We start from the raw sequence: 20,055 nt of genomic DNA on the forward strand, positions 1-20,055 counted from the left end.
AGGAAAGTATGACTTGTGCACTTTTACTAATTGATATCCAACAAGGTATTATGGATAAGAAACCAAAGCATTTAACAAATTTTGCAGTGCTTTTAGATGATTTACTTTTAAGTGCCAAAGGTTCTAATTGTGAAGTGATATGGATAAGGCATCATGATAAGGAATTGCCTCAAGGTTCTCCACAGTGGGAAATTTGGGAACAGCGACATCTTGTGACGCATCACAAAATAATTGATAAAACTTACAATAGTTGTTTTAAAGATACTCATTTACATGATTACTTGCAAAGTAAGCATATTAGTCAATTAATCATGATGGGACTTCAAACAGAATACTGTTTTGATACATCAGTAAAAGTTGCTTTTGAATATGGTTATGATATCTTTATTCCACAAGGTGGACACCTAACATTTGATACACCAACTTTAAGTGGGGATTCTATTAAAAAACATTACGAGAATATTTGGCATCATCGTTTTGCGACAATGGTAGCAAAAGATAGCTTATTGAAATTAATAAACGAGGAATAAAATGACAGAAAAAGACTTACTACAGCTAGTCGTTAAGGCTGCGGATGAAAAACGAGCAGAAGATATTGTAATTTTAGATTTACAGCCTGTAACGAGTGTTGCAGATTACTTTGTGATTATGAGTGCAAGTAATAGTAGGCAGTTAGAAGCAATCGCAGACAATATCCGTGAACAAGTAAAAGGAAATGGTGGGGATGCTAGCCACCTTGAAGGCGATAGTAAAGCTGGTTGGGTACTTCTTGACCTCAATAGCGTCGTGGTTCATATCTTCTCTGAAGATGAGAGACAGCACTATAACCTTGAAAAACTTTGGCATGAAGCACCATTGCTTGATGCTGAAGTCTTTATGACAGAATAAAGCTAAGCAGTCTTGGGACTGCTTTTTGAGAGATGTAATATCAAGAAAGATTTGAGAACTATTATATGGCAACGTATGAAACTTTTGCAGCTGTTTATGATGCTGTCATGGATGATACTTTATATGCTAAATGGACTGATTTTTCACTTCGTCATTTTCCAAAAGGTAAGAAAAAACCTTTGGAATTAGCATGTGGTACGGGAATTCAGTCTGTTCGATTTGCACAAGCTGGTTATGCTGTTACAGGACTTGATCTTAGTGGCGATATGCTGAAACTTGCCAAAAAACGTGCAACTTCTGCTCACCAAAGTATCCAGTTTATTGAAGGAAATATGTTAGATTTATCTAATGTTGGTAAATATGATCTCATCACGTGCTATTCAGACTCTATTTGTTATATGCAAGATGAAGTCGAGGTTGGTGATGTTTTTATCGAAGTCTATAAGGCCTTAGAAGAAAATGGCGTCTTTATTTTTGATGTTCATTCGACTTATCAAACAGATAAAGTATTTCCTGGTTATTCTTATCATGAAAATGCAGATGACTTTGCTATGGTGTGGGATACTTATGAAGATGATGCACCTCATTCTATTGTCCATGAATTAACATTTTTTGTTCAAGAAGAAGATGGTCGATTTACACGTCATGATGAAGTTCATGAAGAGCGTACTTATGATATTTTGACTTATGATATTTTACTTGAACAGGCAGGTTTTAAAGATGTTAAGGTGTATGCAGATTTTGAAGATAAAAAACCAACTGCAACTTCTGCTCGCTGGTTTTTTGTAGCTCATAAATAAGTAATAATTTGGAGGTAAAAAGATGATAATATTCTTATACGCTTGTCTGATGATATTTGGGATACTTTATATTATTGAACGTCGGGTAAGTCAGAAAAAGTCTAAAGTTATTTTGGAATTATTGATGAACCCTAAACTTCATTTGGATTTATTATCGGCATTAAAACCATTTGAAAAAGAAACAGATCGTCTCATATACCTTCGTAAAACTTATCACCTAGATATTATTGATGCTGTTACTTTAAATAATCAATTGAAAGAGAAAGAAGTATGACAGTTACAGGAATTGTTGCCGAATTTAATCCCTTTCATAATGGGCATAAGTACCTTTTAGAACAAGCTCAAGGCATAAAAGTAATAGCCATGTCGGGTAATTTTATGCAACGTGGTGAGCCGGCGATTGTAGATAAATGGACCCGTTCCCAGATGGCACTAGAAAATGGTGCTGATTTAGTGATTGAACTCCCTTTTCTGGTTTCGGTACAGTCAGCGGATTATTTCGCTAGTGGAGCTGTGTCTATCCTGGCACGATTAGGTGTGGATAACTTATGCTTCGGTACCGAAGAAATGCTTGATTATGCCCGTATTGGGGATATTTATGTGAATAAAAAAGAGGAGATGGAAGCTTTTTTGGAAAAACAATCGGATTCTCTTTCCTATCCACAAAAAATGCAAGCTATGTGGCAAGAATTTGCAGGGATTACATTTTCGGGACAAACCCCAAATCACATTTTAGGCTTAGCCTACACCAAAGCAGCTAGCCAAAATGGTATTCGATTAAATCCGATACAACGTCAAGGAGCTGGTTATCATTCATCAGAAAAAACAGAGATATTTGCTTCTGCAACAAGTCTTCGTAAACATCAATCTGATCGTTTCTTTGTAGAAAAAGGTATGCCTAACAGTGACTTGTTTTTGAATAGTCCACAAGTAGTTTGGCAAGATTATTTTAGTTTACTCAAATATCAGATAATGACGCATTCTGATTTGACACAAATTTATCAAGTGAATGAAGAGATAGCCAATCGTATAAAAAGTCAAATTCGTTATGTGGAGACTGTGGATGAGTTAGTTGATAAAGTCGCAACTAAACGGTATACCAAAGCAAGAATTCGACGTTTATTAACCTATATCTTGATAAATGCTGTGGAAAGTCCTATACCAAATGCTATTCATGTCTTAGGTTTTACACAAAAAGGTCAACAGCATTTAAAGTCTGTGAAGAAGTCTGTGGATATCGTGACGAGGATTGGTTCACAAACGTGGGATAGTTTGACGCAACGAGCAGATTCTGTTTATCAGATGGGAAATGCTAATATAGCAGAGCAAACATGGGGACGTATCCCTTTTTATCAACCTGTTAGTCAAAGTGACCTTTGATTTAAGCTTTATAAATTAATCATCACAAAATAATATTTTTCCCTTGACCCTTACTTAACGTTATACATTATACTCTTTACAGAGAGGTTATTATGAAAACAGTTAAAGAAATAAGTCACATTTCTGGTATTAGTGTGCGCACACTTCATTATTATGATGAAATAGATTTGTTATCTCCTTCATTTGTAGGAGAGAATGGTTATCGTTACTATGATGATGAATCACTGATTAAGTTACAAGAAATTTTGTTATTTAAGGAACTGGAATTTCCTCTTAAAAAAATAAAAGAGATAATGGATAGTCCAAATTATGATCGTAATCAAGCACTTCTTGATCAAATTAGGTGGCTGGAACTAAAGAAACAGCGACTAGAAGAAGTAATTGAACATGCAAAGTCTATCCAGAGGGGTAAAAATATGTCAGATTTTACAGCTTATAATCAAGAAGAATTAGAAGCATTTCAAGAGGAAGCTAGAACACGCTGGGGGGATACAGATAGTTACAAAGAATTTGAAAATAGCCATAGTAAGAATGATTTTTCAATGATTTCACAAGCTATGAGTCAGATTTTTAAAGACTTTGGACAGTTGAAAGAACTTTCTCCGACAGATGAGAAATTTCAAAAACAAGTTCAGATTTTACAAGATTATATCACAGCTCAGTTTTACAACTGCACTAACGATTTATTAGCAAGTCTTGGAATAATGTACATCCAAGATGAGCGTTTCCAAAAGTCTATTGATAATTGGGGAGGCCAGGGAACAGCATTATTTGTTTCTAAAGCTATAGATAGCTATTGTCATTAGGCTATATTTTAGGTTTGCAATGAAATGATAGGAATCAAGGAACAGTAGATATTATTAAAAATGTCAGACTCTTATCTAAATTTTTGACAGTAAGGAGCAAAAAGAGTAGACTGTAGGCATAGAAAGGTAGGTATCGTTATGAAAGGATTTCATGGGAATATCGAAAAATTGACACTAGGAAATACAAATTTCCGCCAAGTCCTCTATACCGCAGAACATTGTCAACTCGTTTTAATGACACTGCCTGTTGGGGGAGAAATTGGTAGCGAGATTCATGCAGAAAATGATCAGTTTTTCCGTTTTGAAGCTGGTCATGGTAAGGTTGTCATTGATGGTAATGAATATGAAGTTGCAGATGGAGACGCTATAATAGTTCCGGCAGGTGCTGAACATAACGTAATTAACACTTCTGAAACTGAGATGTTAAAACTCTATACAATTTACAGTCCAGCTCATCACAAAGATGGTATTATCCGTGCCACAAGAGAAGAAGCTGAAGAAAATGAAGAAGATTTTGATGGAGTTACTACTGAAACTAAATAATACTAGACTAAAAAGCGCTATGTCAATAGCGCTTTTTAGCTTAATAGTAGTCATTTCTTGGAGAATATAAATAGTAATTTAGGAAGTAATGTTAATAACCGAGCTTTTAAGGAAACGTTAAGTAAGGGCGGTTATACTATAAACATCCTAAACTTTTTTCATAAAATCTCCAGAAAGAACACTAAGTATTTTGGTGTTTTTTCTATTTTGAAAGCATACTGCAACTATGAAAAACCAGAAAGTATTAACTTTCTGGTTTTTTAGTTAAACTAAAGTCAAAGCAATATTGTATAAGATAGCCCCAAGGACACCGCCGATAATTGGACCTACAACTGGAATCCAAGCGTATGACCAATCTGAGTTACCCTTATTTTCAATAGGTAAGATAGCATGCATAAGACGAGGCCCTAGGTCACGTGCAGGGTTAATAGCATAACCAGTTGTTGGACCAAGAGAGAATCCTACTGCGAAAATAACTATACCAACGATAATTGGACCAAGACCTGCTGCAACTTTACTAGGACCAATTGCCATAATTGTAATCACAAGAATAGCAGTACCGATAATTTCACCAAGGAGATTCGATGGTGTATGGCGGATAGCAGGTCCGGTTGAGAAGCTGGCAAGGATAAGTCCACTATCTTTTGTTTCTTTCCAATGAGGATAATAGTGTAACCATAAAATAGTTGCCGCAACCATTGCTCCTAACATCTGTGCAATGATAAAGGGGATAACTTGTCCCCAAGAAATTGCTCCAATAGAAGCCATTGCTAATGTGACTGCTGGATTTAGATGAGCGGGACTGAATAATCCAGAAACATAAACAGCAACGGTACAAGCAATTCCCCAGCCAAAAACAATAGCAGTCCATCCAGTTCCTTCTTCTTTGGTTTTACTGAGCACATTTCCTGCAACTACGCCATCCCCAAGAAGAACCAAAATAAATGTTCCTAAAAATTCCCCAAGAAATTGAGTCATAATATCTCCTTATTTATTGATAGTTAATTCAGCTAATTGTGATTGAATACTATCCAGGTCAGCACCTGCCTGTAGAAGAGCAGCAGCGGTGTAAGCTCCCTCCACTACTGGGACAGAGTTAATGATAATATTTTTTTCTGAAAAATCAGCTACTAACTCTAAATTCATTTTTGCTGAACCTAAATCAAAGAAAGCTAATAACGTCTTTTTATCATTTTGCTCTACAATCTGTTGAACTTGATCAAAAGAAGTACCAATCTCACCATCTTCTGTTCCACCCACGTAAGTTATTGAGACATCCTTTGCTACCTCTGAAATAAGATCAACAACTCCTTGAGCAATATTTTTAGAGTGAGAAACAACAATAATACCAATATCAGACATTAGACACCTCCAACTTCTAGTAATGCTTTAAATAATAATCCTGAAGAAAATGATCCTGGATCAATGTGTCCTACTGAGCGTTCTCCAACATAAGAAGCGCGTCCTTTTGTTGCTTTCATCCCTTTTGTAGCATCTACTAAGGAATCGATACGGTCTTCAGTCAATTCATTTTTTTCAATCGCTTCAATAACACCGTGCCAAACATCAACCATTGTTTTTTCATTAAGTTCAGCTTTACCACGTTTTTGAATCATTTCAAGTCCTGCGCCAAGTGCCTCTGAAATGGTACTTTTACTCTGTTCAGCTTTTGTAATTCCCATAAATGCAGAACCATAGAGTGGTCCAGATGCTCCGCCTACTTTGCTTAAAAGTTGCATGGACACGGTTTTGAAAACATCGGCAGCACTACTAAATTCATTGTTATCAAGGTTTTCAATAACAGCAGTCATACCACGCGCCATATTGCCACCATGGTCGCCATCACCTATTGGAGTATCTAGTTCGGATAAATAGTCCTTGTTGGATTGAATTTTTTGGTTAAAAGTGTGCATCCATTCTATTGCAGTTTTTACTTCCATAAGAGTTCCTTCCTTTTGTTCTAATTAACAGGAATGATTACCAAGCAATGGTTGTAACGTCACTATTAAGTGCTTCTAACCACTCTTGATTTTCCAGTTTAATCAAGGTTAGTGATAAACCAGCCATATCAATTGAAGTCATATAGTTACCAAGTTTTTTGTAATTCACTTCAATGCCTTTATCCTCAAGGAGTTTGGCAACATCGTTAGCAAAGACATATTGTTCCATAAGTGGGGTTGCACCCATACCGTTAATAAGGACACCATATTTTTCGCCAGATTTAGCATCGAACGATTCAATTAACTTATCAACTAATTCTGTCGCTAAAGCCTTTGAAGGTTGCATTTTTTCTTTACGATAACCTGGTTCACCATGAATACCGATACCAAATTCAATTTCATCTTCTGCAAGAACAAATCCTGGCTTGCCTACTTCAGGAACAGTAGCCCCGCTTAGTGCAAGTCCAACAGTGTGAATGTTTGGTACTAATTCATCAGCAATAGCTTTGATTTCCTGAAGTGATTTGCCATGACGAGCAGCATGTCCTAGAATTTTATGGACGAGTATCGTACCAGCTACACCACGTTTTCCTTGTGTGTAAAGACTGTCTTCGACTGCAATATCATCATCAACGACCACACTTGCAACTTCTATGCCTTCCATTTCAGCCATATCTTGTGCCATTTCAAAGTTCATGATATCCCCTGAATAATTTTTGATAACCATGAAAACTCCAGCCCCCTCATCAGCTTCTTTAATTGCTTCAAGAACTTGGTCAGGAGTTGGAGAAGTAAATACTGCACCACACACAGCTGCAGATAACATTCCTTCGCCTACGAAACCAGCATGTGAAGGCTCATGTCCACTTCCTCCGCCAGAAATGAGAGCCACTTTTCCTGACTTCTCTTCATTGCGAGCAATGATATCAAAACCTTCTATGCGATGTACTAAATCATTATGAACATATGCTAATCCATCTAGCATTTCAGTAACAACATCAGTTGGTTGATTGAGAATTTTTTTCATTTGGAAACTCCTTTTATGTTTAATTCTCTTTTATTATAAAATTTGTAAGCCTTTTCTGGAATGGACAGATTTTCTTGTTTGTCCGCTTTGTTAGGGTTTTCAATAATCATAAATCATGTTACACTAAACCATAATAAATCATCAGCAATTCAATATAAAATAAAGGAGAAATTATGACTTCTTCGCTTATTACTAAGAAAAAAATAGCCAAGTCATTTAAACGTTTATTTATTTCGCAAGCTTTTGACAAAATATCGGTGAGTGATATTATGGAAGATGCAGGTATTAGACGTCAAACATTTTATAATCACTTTGTTGATAAATATGCTTTATTAGAATGGATTTTCCAAACAGAATTAAGCGAACAAGTTACGGATAATTTAGACTATATCTCAGGTTTTCAGTTGTTATCAGAGTTGTTGACTTTTTTTAAAATGAATCAAGAATTCTATATTAAATTATTTCAAATTGAAGATCAAAATGATTTTTCTTCGTATTTTGAGTCTTACTGTGAGCAGTTAGTAGATAAGCTTCTTTCTGATTATAGTAAATCTAACTTTAATCAGAAAGAAAGAGTTACATTTATTAATTATCATAGTAAAGCCCTCTCTTATTTTATAAAATATGAGTTAATAAATAACTCAAAAGAAGAATTATTTAATAGGAAAGTCATTGAAAAAATTATCAGAACATCAATAGAAAATTATTAGGACAAGGATATGAGAAAAACAGAACATCATAAAATGGAATATGTTTTTGAAACAATAAAAGCAATCACTAAAACTAATCCTAAAGTAGAGCAAATAAAAGATTTGCCCGCTATTCATTATTTAGGGCAATCCGAGCAAGTAATTCCGATTTTATCAGGAGGAGGCAGCGGACATGAGCCGGCTCACTTTGGATATGTTGGTGAGGGAATGCTATCGGCAGCGATTAGTGGTCCTATTTTTGTACCACCATGTGCTAGTGATATTCTAGAGACTATTAGATTTATCAATCGAGGCAAAGGTGTCTTTGTTATTATCAAAAATTTTGAAGCTGATTTGGAAGAATTTTCCCAAGCGATTGAACAGGCTCGTCAAGAAGGCATTCCAATCAAATACATCGTTTCTCATGATGACATCTCTGTTGAAACATCAAATTTTAAAATTCGTCATCGAGGCGTTGCTGGTACTGTGTTGCTACATAAAATTATTGGACAAGCTGCTTTAGAAGGAGCAAGCTTAGATGAATTAGAACAGCTAGGACTATCTTTGACAACTTCAATGGCTACTTTAGGTGTAGCAAGTAAGTCAGCCACTATTTTAGGTCAGCATCAACCTGTTTTTGATTTAGAAGAAGGTTACATCTCATTTGGAATCGGTATTCATGGTGAGCCAGGATACCGGACAATGCCTTTCGTGTCCATGGAACATTTGGCAAACGAACTAGTTAACAAATTGAAAATGAAATTACGTTGGCAAGATGGAGAAGCATTCATTCTATTGATAAATAATCTTGGAGGAAGTTCTAAAATGGAGGAATTACTTTTTACAAATGCTGTCATGGAATTTCTGGCTTTAGACGATTTACAATTACCTTTTATTAAAACAGGCCACCTAATTACAAGTTTAGATATGGCTGGTTTATCAGTTACCTTGTGTCGTGTAAAGGATAGTAGATGGATTGATTACTTAAAACATAAGACAGATGCTAGAGCTTGGTGATAGAATTTCCATTTTACCAATTGCTATCAAAGTGCTATAATAATAGAGTTAAAATTAAGATTGCTTGCCAATATGAGCCAGCAGGTTATTAAAAATGAAATCAAAGGAGATTTTCCAATGGGACGTAAGTGGGCCAATATTGTTGCCAAAAAGACTGCTAAAGATGGTGCTAACTCAAAAGTATACGCTAAATTCGGTGTTGAAATATATGTTGCTGCAAAGCAAGGTGAACCAGACCCCGAGTCAAACTCAGCTCTAAAATTCGTTTTGGACCGTGCTAAGCAAGCACAAGTTCCAAAGCATGTTATTGATAAAGCGATTGATAAAGCCAAAGGAAACACAGATGAAACTTTTGTAGAGGGACGCTATGAAGGTTTTGGTCCAAATGGTTCAATGATTATTGTGGATACTTTGACATCAAATGTTAACCGTACGGCAGCAAATGTACGTACTGCTTACGGTAAGAACGGTGGCAATATGGGAGCTTCAGGATCGGTATCCTACTTATTTGATAAAAAAGGTGTCATCGTTTTTGCTGGTGATGATGCTGACACTGTCTTCGAACAATTACTTGAAGCGGATGTAGACGTAGATGATGTTGAAGCAGAAGAGGGAACCATAACAGTTTATACCGCCCCAACAGATCTTCATAAAGGTATCCAAGCACTTCGCGATAATGGTGTAGAAGAATTCCAAGTTACTGAACTTGAAATGATTCCTCAATCAGAAGTAGTATTGGAAGGTGATGACCTTGAAACTTTTGAAAAGCTTATTGACGCACTCGAATCAGATGATGATGTTCAAAAAGTTTATCATAATGTAGCAGATTTCTAAAAAATAAAACCGTAGTATTAATACTATGGTTTTTATTTTTGTGAGAGTTGATAGGTATTGTTAAAGAAGTGATAGGTAAAAAATATTATTCAAAAAGGTTTTTTAGGTGTAAAATGATAATTATTAGACAGTTATTGGTTGATGAGGGAGCAAAATGTTAACAAAGCCTATTATTGGTATTACAGGAAATGAAAGAGAAATGTCAGATATTCCAGGTTATTATTATGATTCGGTATCTAGGCATATTTCGGAAGGAGTTAAAAACGCAGGCGGGTTACCAGTTATCCTACCAATAAGTGAAGCAGAAAGTGCCAAAGCTTATGTTGAGATGATAGATAAGCTGATCATATCTGGTGGCCAAAATGTTTTACCATCCTATTATGGTGAAGAGAAGATAATTGAGAGTGATGATTATTCACTTGCGCGTGATATTTTTGAATTTGCATTAGTCGAAGAAGCGTTGAAACAAAATAAACCAATCTTTGCGATTTGCCGTGGCATGCAGTTAGTAAATGTGGCGCTTGGTGGTACACTTAATCAATCTATTGATAATCACTATCAAGAGCCTTACATTGGATTTGCTCATTATTTAAATGTGGAAAAAGGGAGTTTTCTAGAAGGCTTTATATCAGGTGATTTTAAGATCAATTCTCTTCATAGACAAAGTGTTAAACTGTTAGCTGAAGGTCTGATAGTTAGTGCTAGAGATCCTAGAGATGGGACAGTAGAAGCTTATGAAAGTCGAACAGAACAATGTATTATAGGTGTTCAATGGCATCCAGAATTAATGCTTCACCAAATTGAAAACCAAACCTTATTTGGTTATTTTGTTAATGAAACGTAGCATCCATATAATAGCAAAAACTCTCAGACGATAGAAGATAAGTGTTAGTTAAAAACTTAAAGATGTTATGATGTCGTGTACAATTAAAGAGGAGAAAAAAGATGACAATAAAAAAAGTGTTAAGTGTAACAGGAATTATTTTAGTGACAGTAGCGTCTCTAGCTGCTTGTAGCTCAAAATCTCATACTACTAAGACGGGCAAAAAAGAAGTTAATTTTGCAACTGTTGGAACAACGGCACCTTTTTCTTATGTGAAGGATGGGAAACTGACTGGCTTTGATATTGAAGTAGCCAAAGCTGTTTTTAAAGGTTCAGATAACTATAAAGTCACTTTTAAAAAAACAGAATGGTCATCGGTATTTACCGGCATAGATTCAGGAAAGTTTCAAATGGGTGGAAATAATATTTCTTATTCATCAGAGAGATCTCAAAAATATTTATTTTCATACCCAATAGGCTCTACTCCTTCAGTTTTAGCAGTTCCTAAGAATAGTAATATCAAAGCTTATAATGATATTAGTGGTCATAAAACACAGGTTGTCCAAGGAACGACAACTGCCAAGCAATTAGAAAATTTCAATAAAGAGCATCAGAAAAATCCTGTTACTCTAAAATATACTAATGAAAATATTACACAGATTCTAACGAATTTGAGTGATGGAAAAGCTGATTTTAAACTTTTTGACGGACCAACTGTTAACGCTATCATAAAGAATCAAGGTCTCACGAATTTAAAAACCATCCCTTTGACTATGAGAGATCAGCCTTATATTTATTTCATCTTTGGTCAGGATCAAAAAGACTTGCAAAAGTATGTGAATAATCGCCTTAAACAATTACGTAAAGATGGGACACTTTCAAAAATAGCTAAAGAATACCTTGGAGGTGATTACGTACCAAATGAGAAAGATCTCGTTACTCCTAAGGAGAAGTAGTAATAAAAACTAAGGAGATGTCAATCCTTAGTTTTTTGTTATATAGTTTAAAACTATAACAAGAGACAGTTTATAACAATTTGATTCTAATAACTTCCTATGGGATAATATCTTTATCACAAAAATTGAGGGAATTTATTATGAAGTTAAAACATATTGTCTTAGGATTAGCCTTAACAACACTTTTAGGAGTCACATTTAGTAATCAAGAAGTTTCAGCAAGCTCAACTTCAAGTAAAGTTGTTAAAGTTGGTGTTATGACCTTTTCTGACACTGAAAAAGCACGTTGGGATAAAATTGAAAAGCTAGTAGGTGATAAAGCTAAAATCAAATTTACAGAATTTACAGATTATACACAACCAAATCAAGCGACAGCCAATAAGGATGTGGATATTAATGCCTTTCAACATTACAATTTCTTAGAAAACTGGAATAAGGAAAATAAGAAAAACTTAATTCCACTTGAAAAGACTTACTTAGCTCCAATTCGTATCTATTCTGAGAAGGTAAAATCTCTTAAAAAATTGAAAAAAGGAGCCACTATTGCAATTCCAAATGATGCAACAAATGGTAGCCGTGCATTGTATGTCCTTCAGTCAGCAGGTTTAATCAAATTGAATGTTTCTGGTAAGAAGGTTGCAACAGTTGCTAATATCACATCTAATAAAAAGGATATTAATATTCAGGAGTTAGATGCGAGTCAAACACCACGTGCACTCAAAGATGTAGATGCAGCTATTATTAATAATACATACATTGAGCAAGCTAATTTAAAACCTTCAGATGCTATCTTTGTTGAGAAATCAGATAAAAATTCAAAACAATGGATTAATATCATTGCGGGACGTAAAAATTGGAAAAAGCAAAAGAACGCTAAAGCTATCCAAGCTATCTTGGATGCTTATCACACAGATGAAGTGAAAAAAGTTATCAAAGATACTTCAGCTGATATTCCACAATGGTAACGTGAATTGACTGTATAAGTTTAACAGGGAATCCTAATAGGATACAACTTATCAGCCATATAGCCATAAAGGGCCTGGGACGAATACAATGTGCCAGGCCCTTGGATTGTTTTTGAAGGAAGGTGGATGAAAGATGACTTTAACAAACGAAGAAAATCAAATTCAAAAGTTTCTATCTGATACTATTGTTCAGGATGATATCAATATTTTAAGAGATTTAATTGCAATTAAGTCAATTTTTGCTCAGAAAGTTGGTTTAAATGACTTATCAAGCTATCTTGGAGAAGTTTTCAGAAAAGCTGGCGCAGAAGTCATTATAGATGACAGCTATAGCGCTCCCTTTATCGTGGCAAATTTCAAATCATCAAAAGTAGATGCTAAGCGTATTATTTTTTACAATCATTATGATACTGTACCAGCAGATGAGGTAGAACAGTGGACTGAGGACCCTTTTACACTTTCACTTCGATATGGTAAGATGTATGGACGTGGTGTAGATGATGATAAAGGTCACATTACCGCACGTTTATCAGCAGTTAAAAAATATTTATCAAGACACAAAGGGGAACTTCCTCTAGATATCACTTTTATTGTGGAAGGAGCAGAGGAATCAGCTTCAGTAGGCCTTGATTATTATTTAGAAAAGTATCAAGAGCAGCTACAAGGGGCTGATTTGATCGTGTGGGAAGATGGCCCTAAAAATCCTAAAGGACAGTTGGAAATTGCTGGTGGAAATAAAGGCATTGTCACTTTTGATTTATCAGTAAGTTCAGCGGATGTTGATATTCATTCATCCTTTGGTGGGGTTGTTGATTCCTCGACATGGTATTTAATTCAAGCCCTCAATACGTTAAGGGATAACAAAGGTCATATATTGGTAGAAGGTATTTATGATAAAGTTATTCCCCCTACTAAGAGAGAGTTAGAATTAGTTGAAAAATATTCTTATAGATCTGCAAAGGCGCTAGAAGGTGCTTACCAATTAGTTTTGCCCAGTTTAGCAGATAGTCATAAAACTTTTTTGAGAAAGCTTTATTTTGAACCTTCTATAGCCATTGAAGGTATAACCTCAGGTTATCAAGGTGAAGGCGTCAAAACAATTTTACCTGCTTATGCTAAATGTAAAGCAGAGGTTAGGTTAGTACCAGGGTTAACCCCGAAAGGTGTACTAGATTCAATACAAAATCATTTGAAAGAGAATGGCTTTAAAGACATTGAGCTAACCTATACCCTTGGTGAAATGTCTTATCGTAGTGATATGTCAGCGCCATCTATCCTAAAGGTTGTTGATTTAGCTGAGCAATTTTATCCAGAAGGGATATCTCTGTTACCTACCTCACCAGGTACAGGACCAATGTATTTAGTTCATCAAGCTCTAAGAGCGCCAATTGCAGCTATTGGCATAGGACATGCCAATAGTCGAGACCATGGCGTTGATGAAAATGTTAGTATTGCTGATTATTACACCCATATTGAATTAGTGGAGGCTTTAATAGAATCATATGAGTAAAGAACCAATTATTAAATTAGACAACATTGATGTTACTTTCCACCAAAAGAAACGTGAGATTAATGCTGTTAAAGATGTTACTATCCATATTAATCAAGGTGATATATATGGAATTGTCGGTTATTCAGGAGCCGGAAAATCTACCCTTGTTCGTGTTATTAATTTGCTACAAGAACCTTCAGCAGGTAAAATTACTATTGATGACCAAGTTATTTACGACAACAAGGTGACACTGACTAGCACACAATTACGCGAACAGCGCCGTGAAATTGGAATGATTTTTCAACATTTTAACCTAATGTCACAGTTGACAGCAGAGCAGAATGTAGTTTTTGCTCTTAAACATTCAGGTTTATCAAAAGAGGCGAAAGCAGCTAAGGTTGCTAAATTATTAGAACTTGTTGGATTATCCGATCGTGCTCAAAACTATCCTTCACAATTATCAGGAGGGCAAAAACAGCGTGTTGCCATTGCGCGTGCATTGGCTAACGATCCTAAAATCTTAATTTCAGATGAGTCTACCTCTGCACTTGACCCTAAAACAACAAAACAAATACTTGCCCTTCTCCAAGATCTGAATAAAAAATTGGGACTTACGATTGTTTTGATTACACATGAGATGCAAATTGTCAAAGACATTGCTAATCGCGTTGCTGTTATGCAAAATGGTAAATTGATTGAAGAAGGATCAGTTTTAGACATTTTTTCACATCCTAGAGAGAGTCTTACACAAGATTTTATAAAAATAGCTACTGGGATTGATGAGGCAATGCTTAAGATTGAGCAACAAGAAGTTGTCAAAAATCTACCAGTAGGTAGCAAATTAGTTCAACTGAAATACGCTGGGCATAGCACGGATGAGCCGCTTTTAAATCAAATTTATAAAGAATTTGAAGTAACTGCTAACATCCTCTATGGGAATATTGAAATTTTAGATGGTATTCCAGTTGGAGAAATGGTAGTTATCTTATCAGGTGACGAAGAAAAATTAAGACAAGCCTGCCAAGCAATTACAGATTCGCAAGTTCAATTAACGTTATTGAAAGAAGGTGGTAAAGCATGATAGAGTGGATTCAAACACATTTACCAAATGTATATCAAATGGGTTGGGAAGGTGCTTACGGCTGGCAGACAGCTATTGTACAAACCCTTTATATGACTTTTTGGTCGTTCCTTATTGGAGGTTTAATGGGATTGTTAGGAGGTTTATTCCTTGTTTTAACTAGTCCTAGAGGAGTTATTGCTAATAAATTAGTATTTGGAGTTTTAGATAAAGTTGTTTCTGTTTTTAGAGCTCTGCCCTTCATTATTCTTCTTGCTTTGATTGCGCCAGTAACTCGCGTAATTGTAGGAACAACACTTGGTTCACCAGCAGCTTTGGTACCTCTTTCTTTGGCAGTTTTCCCATTTTTTGCTCGTCAAGTTCAAGTTGTTTTAGCTGAACTTGATGGTGGAGTTATTGAGGCTGCACAAGCCTCAGGTGGAACACTTTGGGATATTATTGTAGTTTATCTTCGTGAAGGTCTACCAGATTTAATTCGAGTATCAACGGTTACTTTGATTTCTTTAGTAGGTGAAACAGCTATGGCTGGCGCTATTGGTGCAGGAGGATTGGGTTCTGTTGCTATTACTAAAGGATATAACTATTCTCGTGATGATATTACTTTAGTAGCGACTATTCTGATTTTATTATTAATTTTCTTTATCCAATTTTTAGGTGATTTTTTAACACGTCGCTTGAGTCATAAATAAAAATGTGAGAAGGCTATTCTTCTCACATTTTCATTTGTTTAAAAATTATCAGGCTGGAGTAATATCGTTTTCGATGATAACTTTGAGAGTATTGTTTTCTTCAGCAGCTTTAAATACCTTATAAGCTTCTTCGATTTCAGATAGCTTGAAGTGATGTGTTACTAGTTGTGTTGCATCGATTTTGCCTGTCTCAAGAACTTCAAGGAGCATTTCAGTTGTATTAGCATTAACTAATCCAGTATTAAGGGTTATATTTTTTATCCATAAATCTTGGAGGTTAAATTCAACAGGTTTACCATGAACACCAACATTTGCGATATGTCCTCCAATAGAAACTACATTTTGACAAATATCAAATGTTGCAGGATAACCAACACATTCTAATACGACATCAACGCCACGGCCTTTGGTAATTTTATCAATTTCTTCTTTAACTTCTTGAGTAGACGTTGATAGAATGGTGTGTGTTGCACCAAATTTTTTAGAGGCTTCAAGTCGTTTTTGAGATAAATCAACCATAATAATTTTGGCAGGAGAATAGAATTGTGCAGTTAGTAAGGCAGATAGTCCAATTGGTCCAGCGCCTACAATACAAACAGTATCACCTGGTTTAATGTGAGAAGGTAAGACGCCGATTTCGTATGAAGTTGGTAAAATATCAGATAACATAACCAATGCATCGTCACAAACACCTTCAGGTGCATGATAAAGGCTACCATCTGCATGTGGAATATGAACATATTCTGCTTGAGTACCTTCAATAAGATGTCCTAAAATCCACCCGCCATCTTCACAATGTGAAGGCAACTGGTGCTTACAGTAATAGCAAGTATTACAGGCAGTGACACAAGAAATAATTACTTTATCTCCGACTTTAAAATGATTGACAGCAGAACCAACTTCTTCGACGATACCAATGCCTTCATGACCTAAAGTTGTTCCTGGTTTACAAGCAGGAACATCGCCACCAAGGATATGTAGATCAGTACCACAAATGGTTGTTTTGACAAGTCTTACAACCGCATCTGTGGGTTTTATTACTTGAGGTTTAGCCTTATCAGTAAGTGATAATTCATTAGCTGAAAGATAAGTTGCAGCTCTCATATTAGAGTTCCTCCAAAAATTATTTATTTTCAAGGCTATTATACCACCAAAAGAAAGCGGTTACAATAATTATTTTAAAATAAAAGCAGTAATTTTCGTACTGCTTTAAATTATTATGCTTTTACTTTTTTTAGAATAAGACCAACTAAGACACCACAAATTGCAAAACTAATCCATCCCATAGAATATTCACCTAAAGGAACAACTTTAGTAAAGAATGTGGTCAAAGCGGATGGAATGGTAAATAAACCAGTCATTTCGCCGAGTTTTGATAAGGCATCGTATAAAGCAGCGACAGCAGTGGCGGCAATAGAAGTTTGGTAGACAATGCGGCTACTTTCAAATTTTTGATCAAAAAAGACTAAGAAAATTAAGACTATAGTTAATGGATAGAGAAGGTAGAGAACTGGTAGTGACCAACGGATAATCTCTGATAAACCACCAAAATAGAACGTAATAGCAATTAAAGTAAAGATTGTAGCCCAAGTAATGTGACTAATCTTTGGAAGTAATTTGTGGAAGTATTCCGCACAAGCAGTGATTAATCCAGTAGCTGTTGTTAAGCAAGCAAGAAAAATAGCCGTACCTAAAATAGCTTGTCCCACAATTCCTAAATAGAAGTTAGCTGATTGACTAAGAACATGCCCACCGTCTATTGGAGTATTGTGAAGTAAGAAGGAACCATTTGCAAATTTAAACAAGCTTTGTGAAGTTGCACCAATACGTCCTACAAAAATATAAATAAAAGCTAAAAGAAATGTAGCGATAGCACCAGATTTAAGTGCCATAGAAGTAATTTCTTTTTTGGTAATTGCTCCGTACTGTTTACTTGCTTGAATAACGATAATAGCAAAAGCAATTGATGCAAGGGCATCCATTGTACCATACCCCTGAATCAGTCCTGCTAGGAATGGTAAATCCTTGAAAGCATCGCTGACATTCGTTGAAGCGTTATGTGGTGTTCCAACGATAGCAGCTGGATGGATGAGTGAGGCAATAATTAAAATACTAATAACAGTTAGTAAAAAGGGAGTTAGATATTTACCAATACGATCTACAATCTGACTAGGTCTAATAGCTAAGAAATAAGAAATACCAAAGAAAATTAAACCATAGATAATTTTGACTAAGGAGCTGTCGCCTAAGATAGGTTGAATACCAACTGAGAATGAGGTTGCCCCTGTTCGAGGAATGGCAAAGAAAGGTCCAATAGATAGGTATAGTGCTACTGCAAAGAAAATAGCATATGTTTTAGAGACAGGTTTGGTGAAGCTTTCAACATCGGTTGCTCCTGAGTACGCCACAGCTGCAACACCAAGTAGGGGTAAAGTTACGCCTGTTAAGCAGAACCCAATGATAGCCCACGCCCAATTAGAACCAGAGTAGATACCTAAGTAGGCTGGATAAATAAGATTACCGGCTCCAAAGAACAGCGCAAAAAGCATCAAGCCGATAATGATATAAGTGTTTTTTAGTTTCATCAATGTACCTTTCTGTACAAAAAAATATTTTATTTTCGAAATTGATTGAATATTTCAAAAAGTAATTATATCAGAAAAATTTAGAATTCGTCAACCTCTAAAAAATTAAAAAGGTATTTGACGAATCTTTTTTTTTATCATATCATAGAGTTTAAGAATTTTTTAGGAGTTTAGTATGAAACGATTTTTAAAAGCTTGGAGAAAAACAAGCTTGATAAAAAAAATAACAATTGGAGTCGTTATTGGCTTATTCTTGGGTATTTTAGTCCCTAAAGCCTCTGCGATTGGTTTACTTGGTCAACTTTTTGTAGGAGGGTTGAAAGCTATTGCCCCTCTTTTAGTTTTCACTTTAGTTATTAGTGCCTTGTCGCAACACCGTGAGGGCGGTAAGACCAATATGTCAACGATAATTGGTTTGTATATCACTGCAACTTTTGCAGCGGCCCTAATCGCTGTTGTTGTGAACTATATTTTCCCTTTGACACTGATATTGAAAACGCCAGCAAAGACAGACTTATTACCTCCCAAGGGGATTTCAGAAGTCTTTCAATCTCTTTTGTTGAAAATTGTTGATAATCCCATTCATGCCATTACCGAGGCCAATTATATGAGTATTCTATTTTGGGCGGTTATTTTTGGTTTGGCGATGCGAAGCAGTAATCAGCGTACAAAAGATTTAATGCAAACTTTTGCTGATGCTACTTCACAAGTTGTCAAATGGATTATCAATTTGGCCCCAATTGGTATTATGGGGTTGGTTTTCACTAGCATTTCAGAAAACGGTATTGGTATACTAGGTGATTATGGTCTTTTAATATTAGTTTTGGTGGGTACGATGTTATTTGTAGCTCTTGTCGTTAACCCAATCATTGCTTTTGTTATGATGCGTAAAAATCCTTACCCTTTGGTATTACGATGCTTAAAGGATTCAGGTATTACAGCTTTCTTTACACGTAGTTCTGCGGCGAATATTCCTGTTAATATGAGACTATGTGAGGATTTAGGATTAGATAAAGATACTTACTCAGTATCTATCCCGCTTGGTGCAGCTATCAATATGGCTGGTGCAGCTATTACAATTAATATCCTGACTTTAGCAGCAGTAAATACTTTAGGAATTACTGTTGATTTTCCAACAGCATTCTTATTAAGTGTGGTTGCTGCTGTATCAGCATGTGGAGCTTCTGGTGTAACTGGTGGTTCACTTTTATTGATTCCGGTGGCATGTAGCTTATTTGGTATTTCAAATGACGTTGCAATGCAAGTCGTAGGAGTTGGTTTCATTGTAGGGGTGATACAGGATTCGTGTGAGACAGCCTTAAATTCATCGACAGACGTTCTGTTCACGGCTGTAGCTGAAAAATCAGTTTTTGGAAAAAAATAAACTAATGAAGGTCTTAGGTATTCTATCTGAGATCTTTTTTGGTATTTAATATTATTTTCAATCGTTTTTCAGTTCTTCTTGTCAATAAGGTTTCAAATCAGCTTGAAATATGATAAAATTAAACAGATTGTAAGTGACTGTTTAAGCTTGTTTTTC

At 35.6% G+C, this 20,055-nt stretch carries 23 protein-coding genes; 17 read left to right on the forward strand and 6 right to left on the reverse strand.

Annotated elements, in window-relative coordinates:
- Positions 1 to 8: 8 nt before the first annotated feature.
- From EGX70_RS10495 to EGX70_RS10525, 7 genes are all read left to right on the forward strand, one after another.
- Positions 9 to 530, forward strand: coding sequence for a cysteine hydrolase family protein (locus EGX70_RS10495; protein ID WP_000128173.1), 522 nt, complete (start codon positions 9 to 11; stop codon positions 528 to 530).
- A gap of 1 nt (position 531) precedes the next feature.
- Positions 532 to 888 carry a ribosome silencing factor gene (rsfS, locus tag EGX70_RS10500; protein WP_000136424.1) on the forward strand — a complete coding sequence of 119 codons (357 nt, stop codon included), beginning with the start codon at positions 532 to 534 and terminating at the stop codon, positions 886 to 888.
- A 65-nt stretch (positions 889 to 953) separates the two neighbouring features.
- Positions 954 to 1,688 carry a class I SAM-dependent methyltransferase gene (locus tag EGX70_RS10505; RefSeq protein WP_123948127.1) on the forward strand — a complete coding sequence of 245 codons (735 nt, stop codon included), beginning with the start codon at positions 954 to 956 and terminating at the stop codon, positions 1,686 to 1,688.
- Positions 1,689 to 1,710: 22 nt separating this feature from the next.
- Positions 1,711 to 1,962 (forward strand): hypothetical protein, encoded by a 252-nt coding sequence (locus EGX70_RS10510; protein ID WP_000583229.1) that lies wholly within the window; start codon positions 1,711 to 1,713, stop codon positions 1,960 to 1,962.
- Complete coding sequence (locus EGX70_RS10515; RefSeq protein ID WP_123948129.1) at positions 1,959 to 3,068, forward strand: nucleotidyltransferase; 1,110 nt, start codon at positions 1,959 to 1,961, stop codon at positions 3,066 to 3,068. Before EGX70_RS10510 ends, EGX70_RS10515 begins: the two co-directional genes overlap by 4 nt.
- Positions 3,069 to 3,160: 92 nt before the next feature.
- Positions 3,161 to 3,874 (forward strand): MerR family transcriptional regulator, encoded by a 714-nt coding sequence (locus EGX70_RS10520; RefSeq protein ID WP_000859557.1) that lies wholly within the window; start codon positions 3,161 to 3,163, stop codon positions 3,872 to 3,874.
- A 138-nt stretch (positions 3,875 to 4,012) separates the two neighbouring features.
- The gene (locus EGX70_RS10525; RefSeq protein ID WP_000675692.1) at positions 4,013 to 4,417 is read left to right on the forward strand and encodes a cupin domain-containing protein; all 405 of its coding nucleotides are present in this window, start codon (positions 4,013 to 4,015) and stop codon (positions 4,415 to 4,417) included.
- A gap of 264 nt (positions 4,418 to 4,681) precedes the next feature.
- Here EGX70_RS10525 and EGX70_RS10530 read toward each other — a convergent pair whose 3' ends face one another.
- The 4 genes from EGX70_RS10530 to dhaK are packed head-to-tail and all read right to left on the reverse strand — an operon-like array spanning position 4,682 to position 7,384.
- On the reverse strand, positions 4,682 to 5,395 hold the full coding sequence (locus EGX70_RS10530; RefSeq protein ID WP_000191476.1) for an MIP/aquaporin family protein: 714 nt from the start codon (positions 5,393 to 5,395) through the stop codon (positions 4,682 to 4,684).
- Between the two features lie 9 nt (positions 5,396 to 5,404).
- Positions 5,405 to 5,779, reverse strand: coding sequence for a dihydroxyacetone kinase phosphoryl donor subunit DhaM (gene dhaM, locus EGX70_RS10535; RefSeq protein ID WP_001279899.1), 375 nt, complete (start codon positions 5,777 to 5,779; stop codon positions 5,405 to 5,407).
- Positions 5,779 to 6,357, reverse strand: a complete 579-nt coding sequence (gene dhaL, locus EGX70_RS10540; RefSeq protein ID WP_000453282.1) for a dihydroxyacetone kinase subunit DhaL — start codon at positions 6,355 to 6,357, stop codon at positions 5,779 to 5,781. Before dhaL ends, dhaM begins: the two co-directional genes overlap by 1 nt.
- A gap of 37 nt (positions 6,358 to 6,394) precedes the next feature.
- Complete coding sequence (gene dhaK, locus EGX70_RS10545) at positions 6,395 to 7,384, reverse strand: dihydroxyacetone kinase subunit DhaK (RefSeq protein WP_000722647.1); 990 nt, start codon at positions 7,382 to 7,384, stop codon at positions 6,395 to 6,397.
- Positions 7,385 to 7,557: 173 nt separating this feature from the next.
- On the opposite strand from dhaK, the gene dhaS reads away from it, so the two are divergent.
- From dhaS to EGX70_RS10605, 9 genes are all read left to right on the forward strand, one after another.
- Positions 7,558 to 8,094, forward strand: coding sequence for a dihydroxyacetone kinase transcriptional activator DhaS (gene dhaS, locus EGX70_RS10555; RefSeq protein WP_000204281.1), 537 nt, complete (start codon positions 7,558 to 7,560; stop codon positions 8,092 to 8,094).
- Positions 8,095 to 8,103: 9 nt separating this feature from the next.
- Positions 8,104 to 9,090, forward strand: coding sequence for a DhaKLM operon coactivator DhaQ (gene dhaQ / locus EGX70_RS10560; RefSeq protein ID WP_001232461.1), 987 nt, complete (start codon positions 8,104 to 8,106; stop codon positions 9,088 to 9,090).
- A gap of 117 nt (positions 9,091 to 9,207) precedes the next feature.
- Entirely contained in the window at positions 9,208 to 9,924 is a 717-nt protein-coding gene (locus tag EGX70_RS10570; RefSeq protein ID WP_000532903.1) for a YebC/PmpR family DNA-binding transcriptional regulator, read from the forward strand.
- Positions 9,925 to 10,078: 154 nt separating this feature from the next.
- The gene (locus EGX70_RS10580) at positions 10,079 to 10,768 is read left to right on the forward strand and encodes a gamma-glutamyl-gamma-aminobutyrate hydrolase family protein (protein ID WP_000956420.1); all 690 of its coding nucleotides are present in this window, start codon (positions 10,079 to 10,081) and stop codon (positions 10,766 to 10,768) included.
- Positions 10,769 to 10,869: 101 nt separating this feature from the next.
- Positions 10,870 to 11,703, forward strand: a complete 834-nt coding sequence (locus tag EGX70_RS10585) for an amino acid ABC transporter substrate-binding protein (protein ID WP_000152903.1) — start codon at positions 10,870 to 10,872, stop codon at positions 11,701 to 11,703.
- A 140-nt stretch (positions 11,704 to 11,843) separates the two neighbouring features.
- Positions 11,844 to 12,668 (forward strand): MetQ/NlpA family ABC transporter substrate-binding protein, encoded by an 825-nt coding sequence (locus EGX70_RS10590; protein ID WP_000768250.1) that lies wholly within the window; start codon positions 11,844 to 11,846, stop codon positions 12,666 to 12,668.
- A 133-nt stretch (positions 12,669 to 12,801) separates the two neighbouring features.
- A complete protein-coding gene (locus EGX70_RS10595) occupies positions 12,802 to 14,178 on the forward strand; it encodes a M20/M25/M40 family metallo-hydrolase (protein ID WP_000176660.1) in 1,377 nt (458 codons plus the stop codon).
- Positions 14,171 to 15,241, forward strand: a complete 1,071-nt coding sequence (locus EGX70_RS10600) for a methionine ABC transporter ATP-binding protein (protein WP_000032383.1) — start codon at positions 14,171 to 14,173, stop codon at positions 15,239 to 15,241. Before EGX70_RS10595 ends, EGX70_RS10600 begins: the two co-directional genes overlap by 8 nt.
- Entirely contained in the window at positions 15,238 to 15,930 is a 693-nt protein-coding gene (locus tag EGX70_RS10605; RefSeq protein WP_000574037.1) for a methionine ABC transporter permease, read from the forward strand. Before EGX70_RS10600 ends, EGX70_RS10605 begins: the two co-directional genes overlap by 4 nt.
- Before the next feature lie 48 nt (positions 15,931 to 15,978).
- On the opposite strand, the gene EGX70_RS10610 is transcribed toward EGX70_RS10605, so the two are convergent.
- On the reverse strand, positions 15,979 to 17,034 hold the full coding sequence (locus EGX70_RS10610; protein WP_001200719.1) for a zinc-dependent alcohol dehydrogenase family protein: 1,056 nt from the start codon (positions 17,032 to 17,034) through the stop codon (positions 15,979 to 15,981).
- A gap of 113 nt (positions 17,035 to 17,147) precedes the next feature.
- Positions 17,148 to 18,515: a branched-chain amino acid transport system II carrier protein gene (gene brnQ, locus EGX70_RS10615; protein ID WP_000769345.1), complete on the reverse strand. Its 1,368-nt coding sequence runs from the start codon at positions 18,513 to 18,515 to the stop codon at positions 17,148 to 17,150.
- A 175-nt stretch (positions 18,516 to 18,690) separates the two neighbouring features.
- Here brnQ and sstT point away from each other — a divergent pair, with 175 nt between their 5' ends.
- The gene (gene sstT, locus EGX70_RS10620; protein WP_000819596.1) at positions 18,691 to 19,899 is read left to right on the forward strand and encodes a serine/threonine transporter SstT; all 1,209 of its coding nucleotides are present in this window, start codon (positions 18,691 to 18,693) and stop codon (positions 19,897 to 19,899) included.
- Positions 19,900 to 20,055 lie beyond the last annotated feature (156 nt).

It is taken from the genome of Streptococcus sp. FDAARGOS_522 (assembly GCF_003812445.1).
Taxonomy (GTDB): domain Bacteria; phylum Bacillota; class Bacilli; order Lactobacillales; family Streptococcaceae; genus Streptococcus; species Streptococcus agalactiae.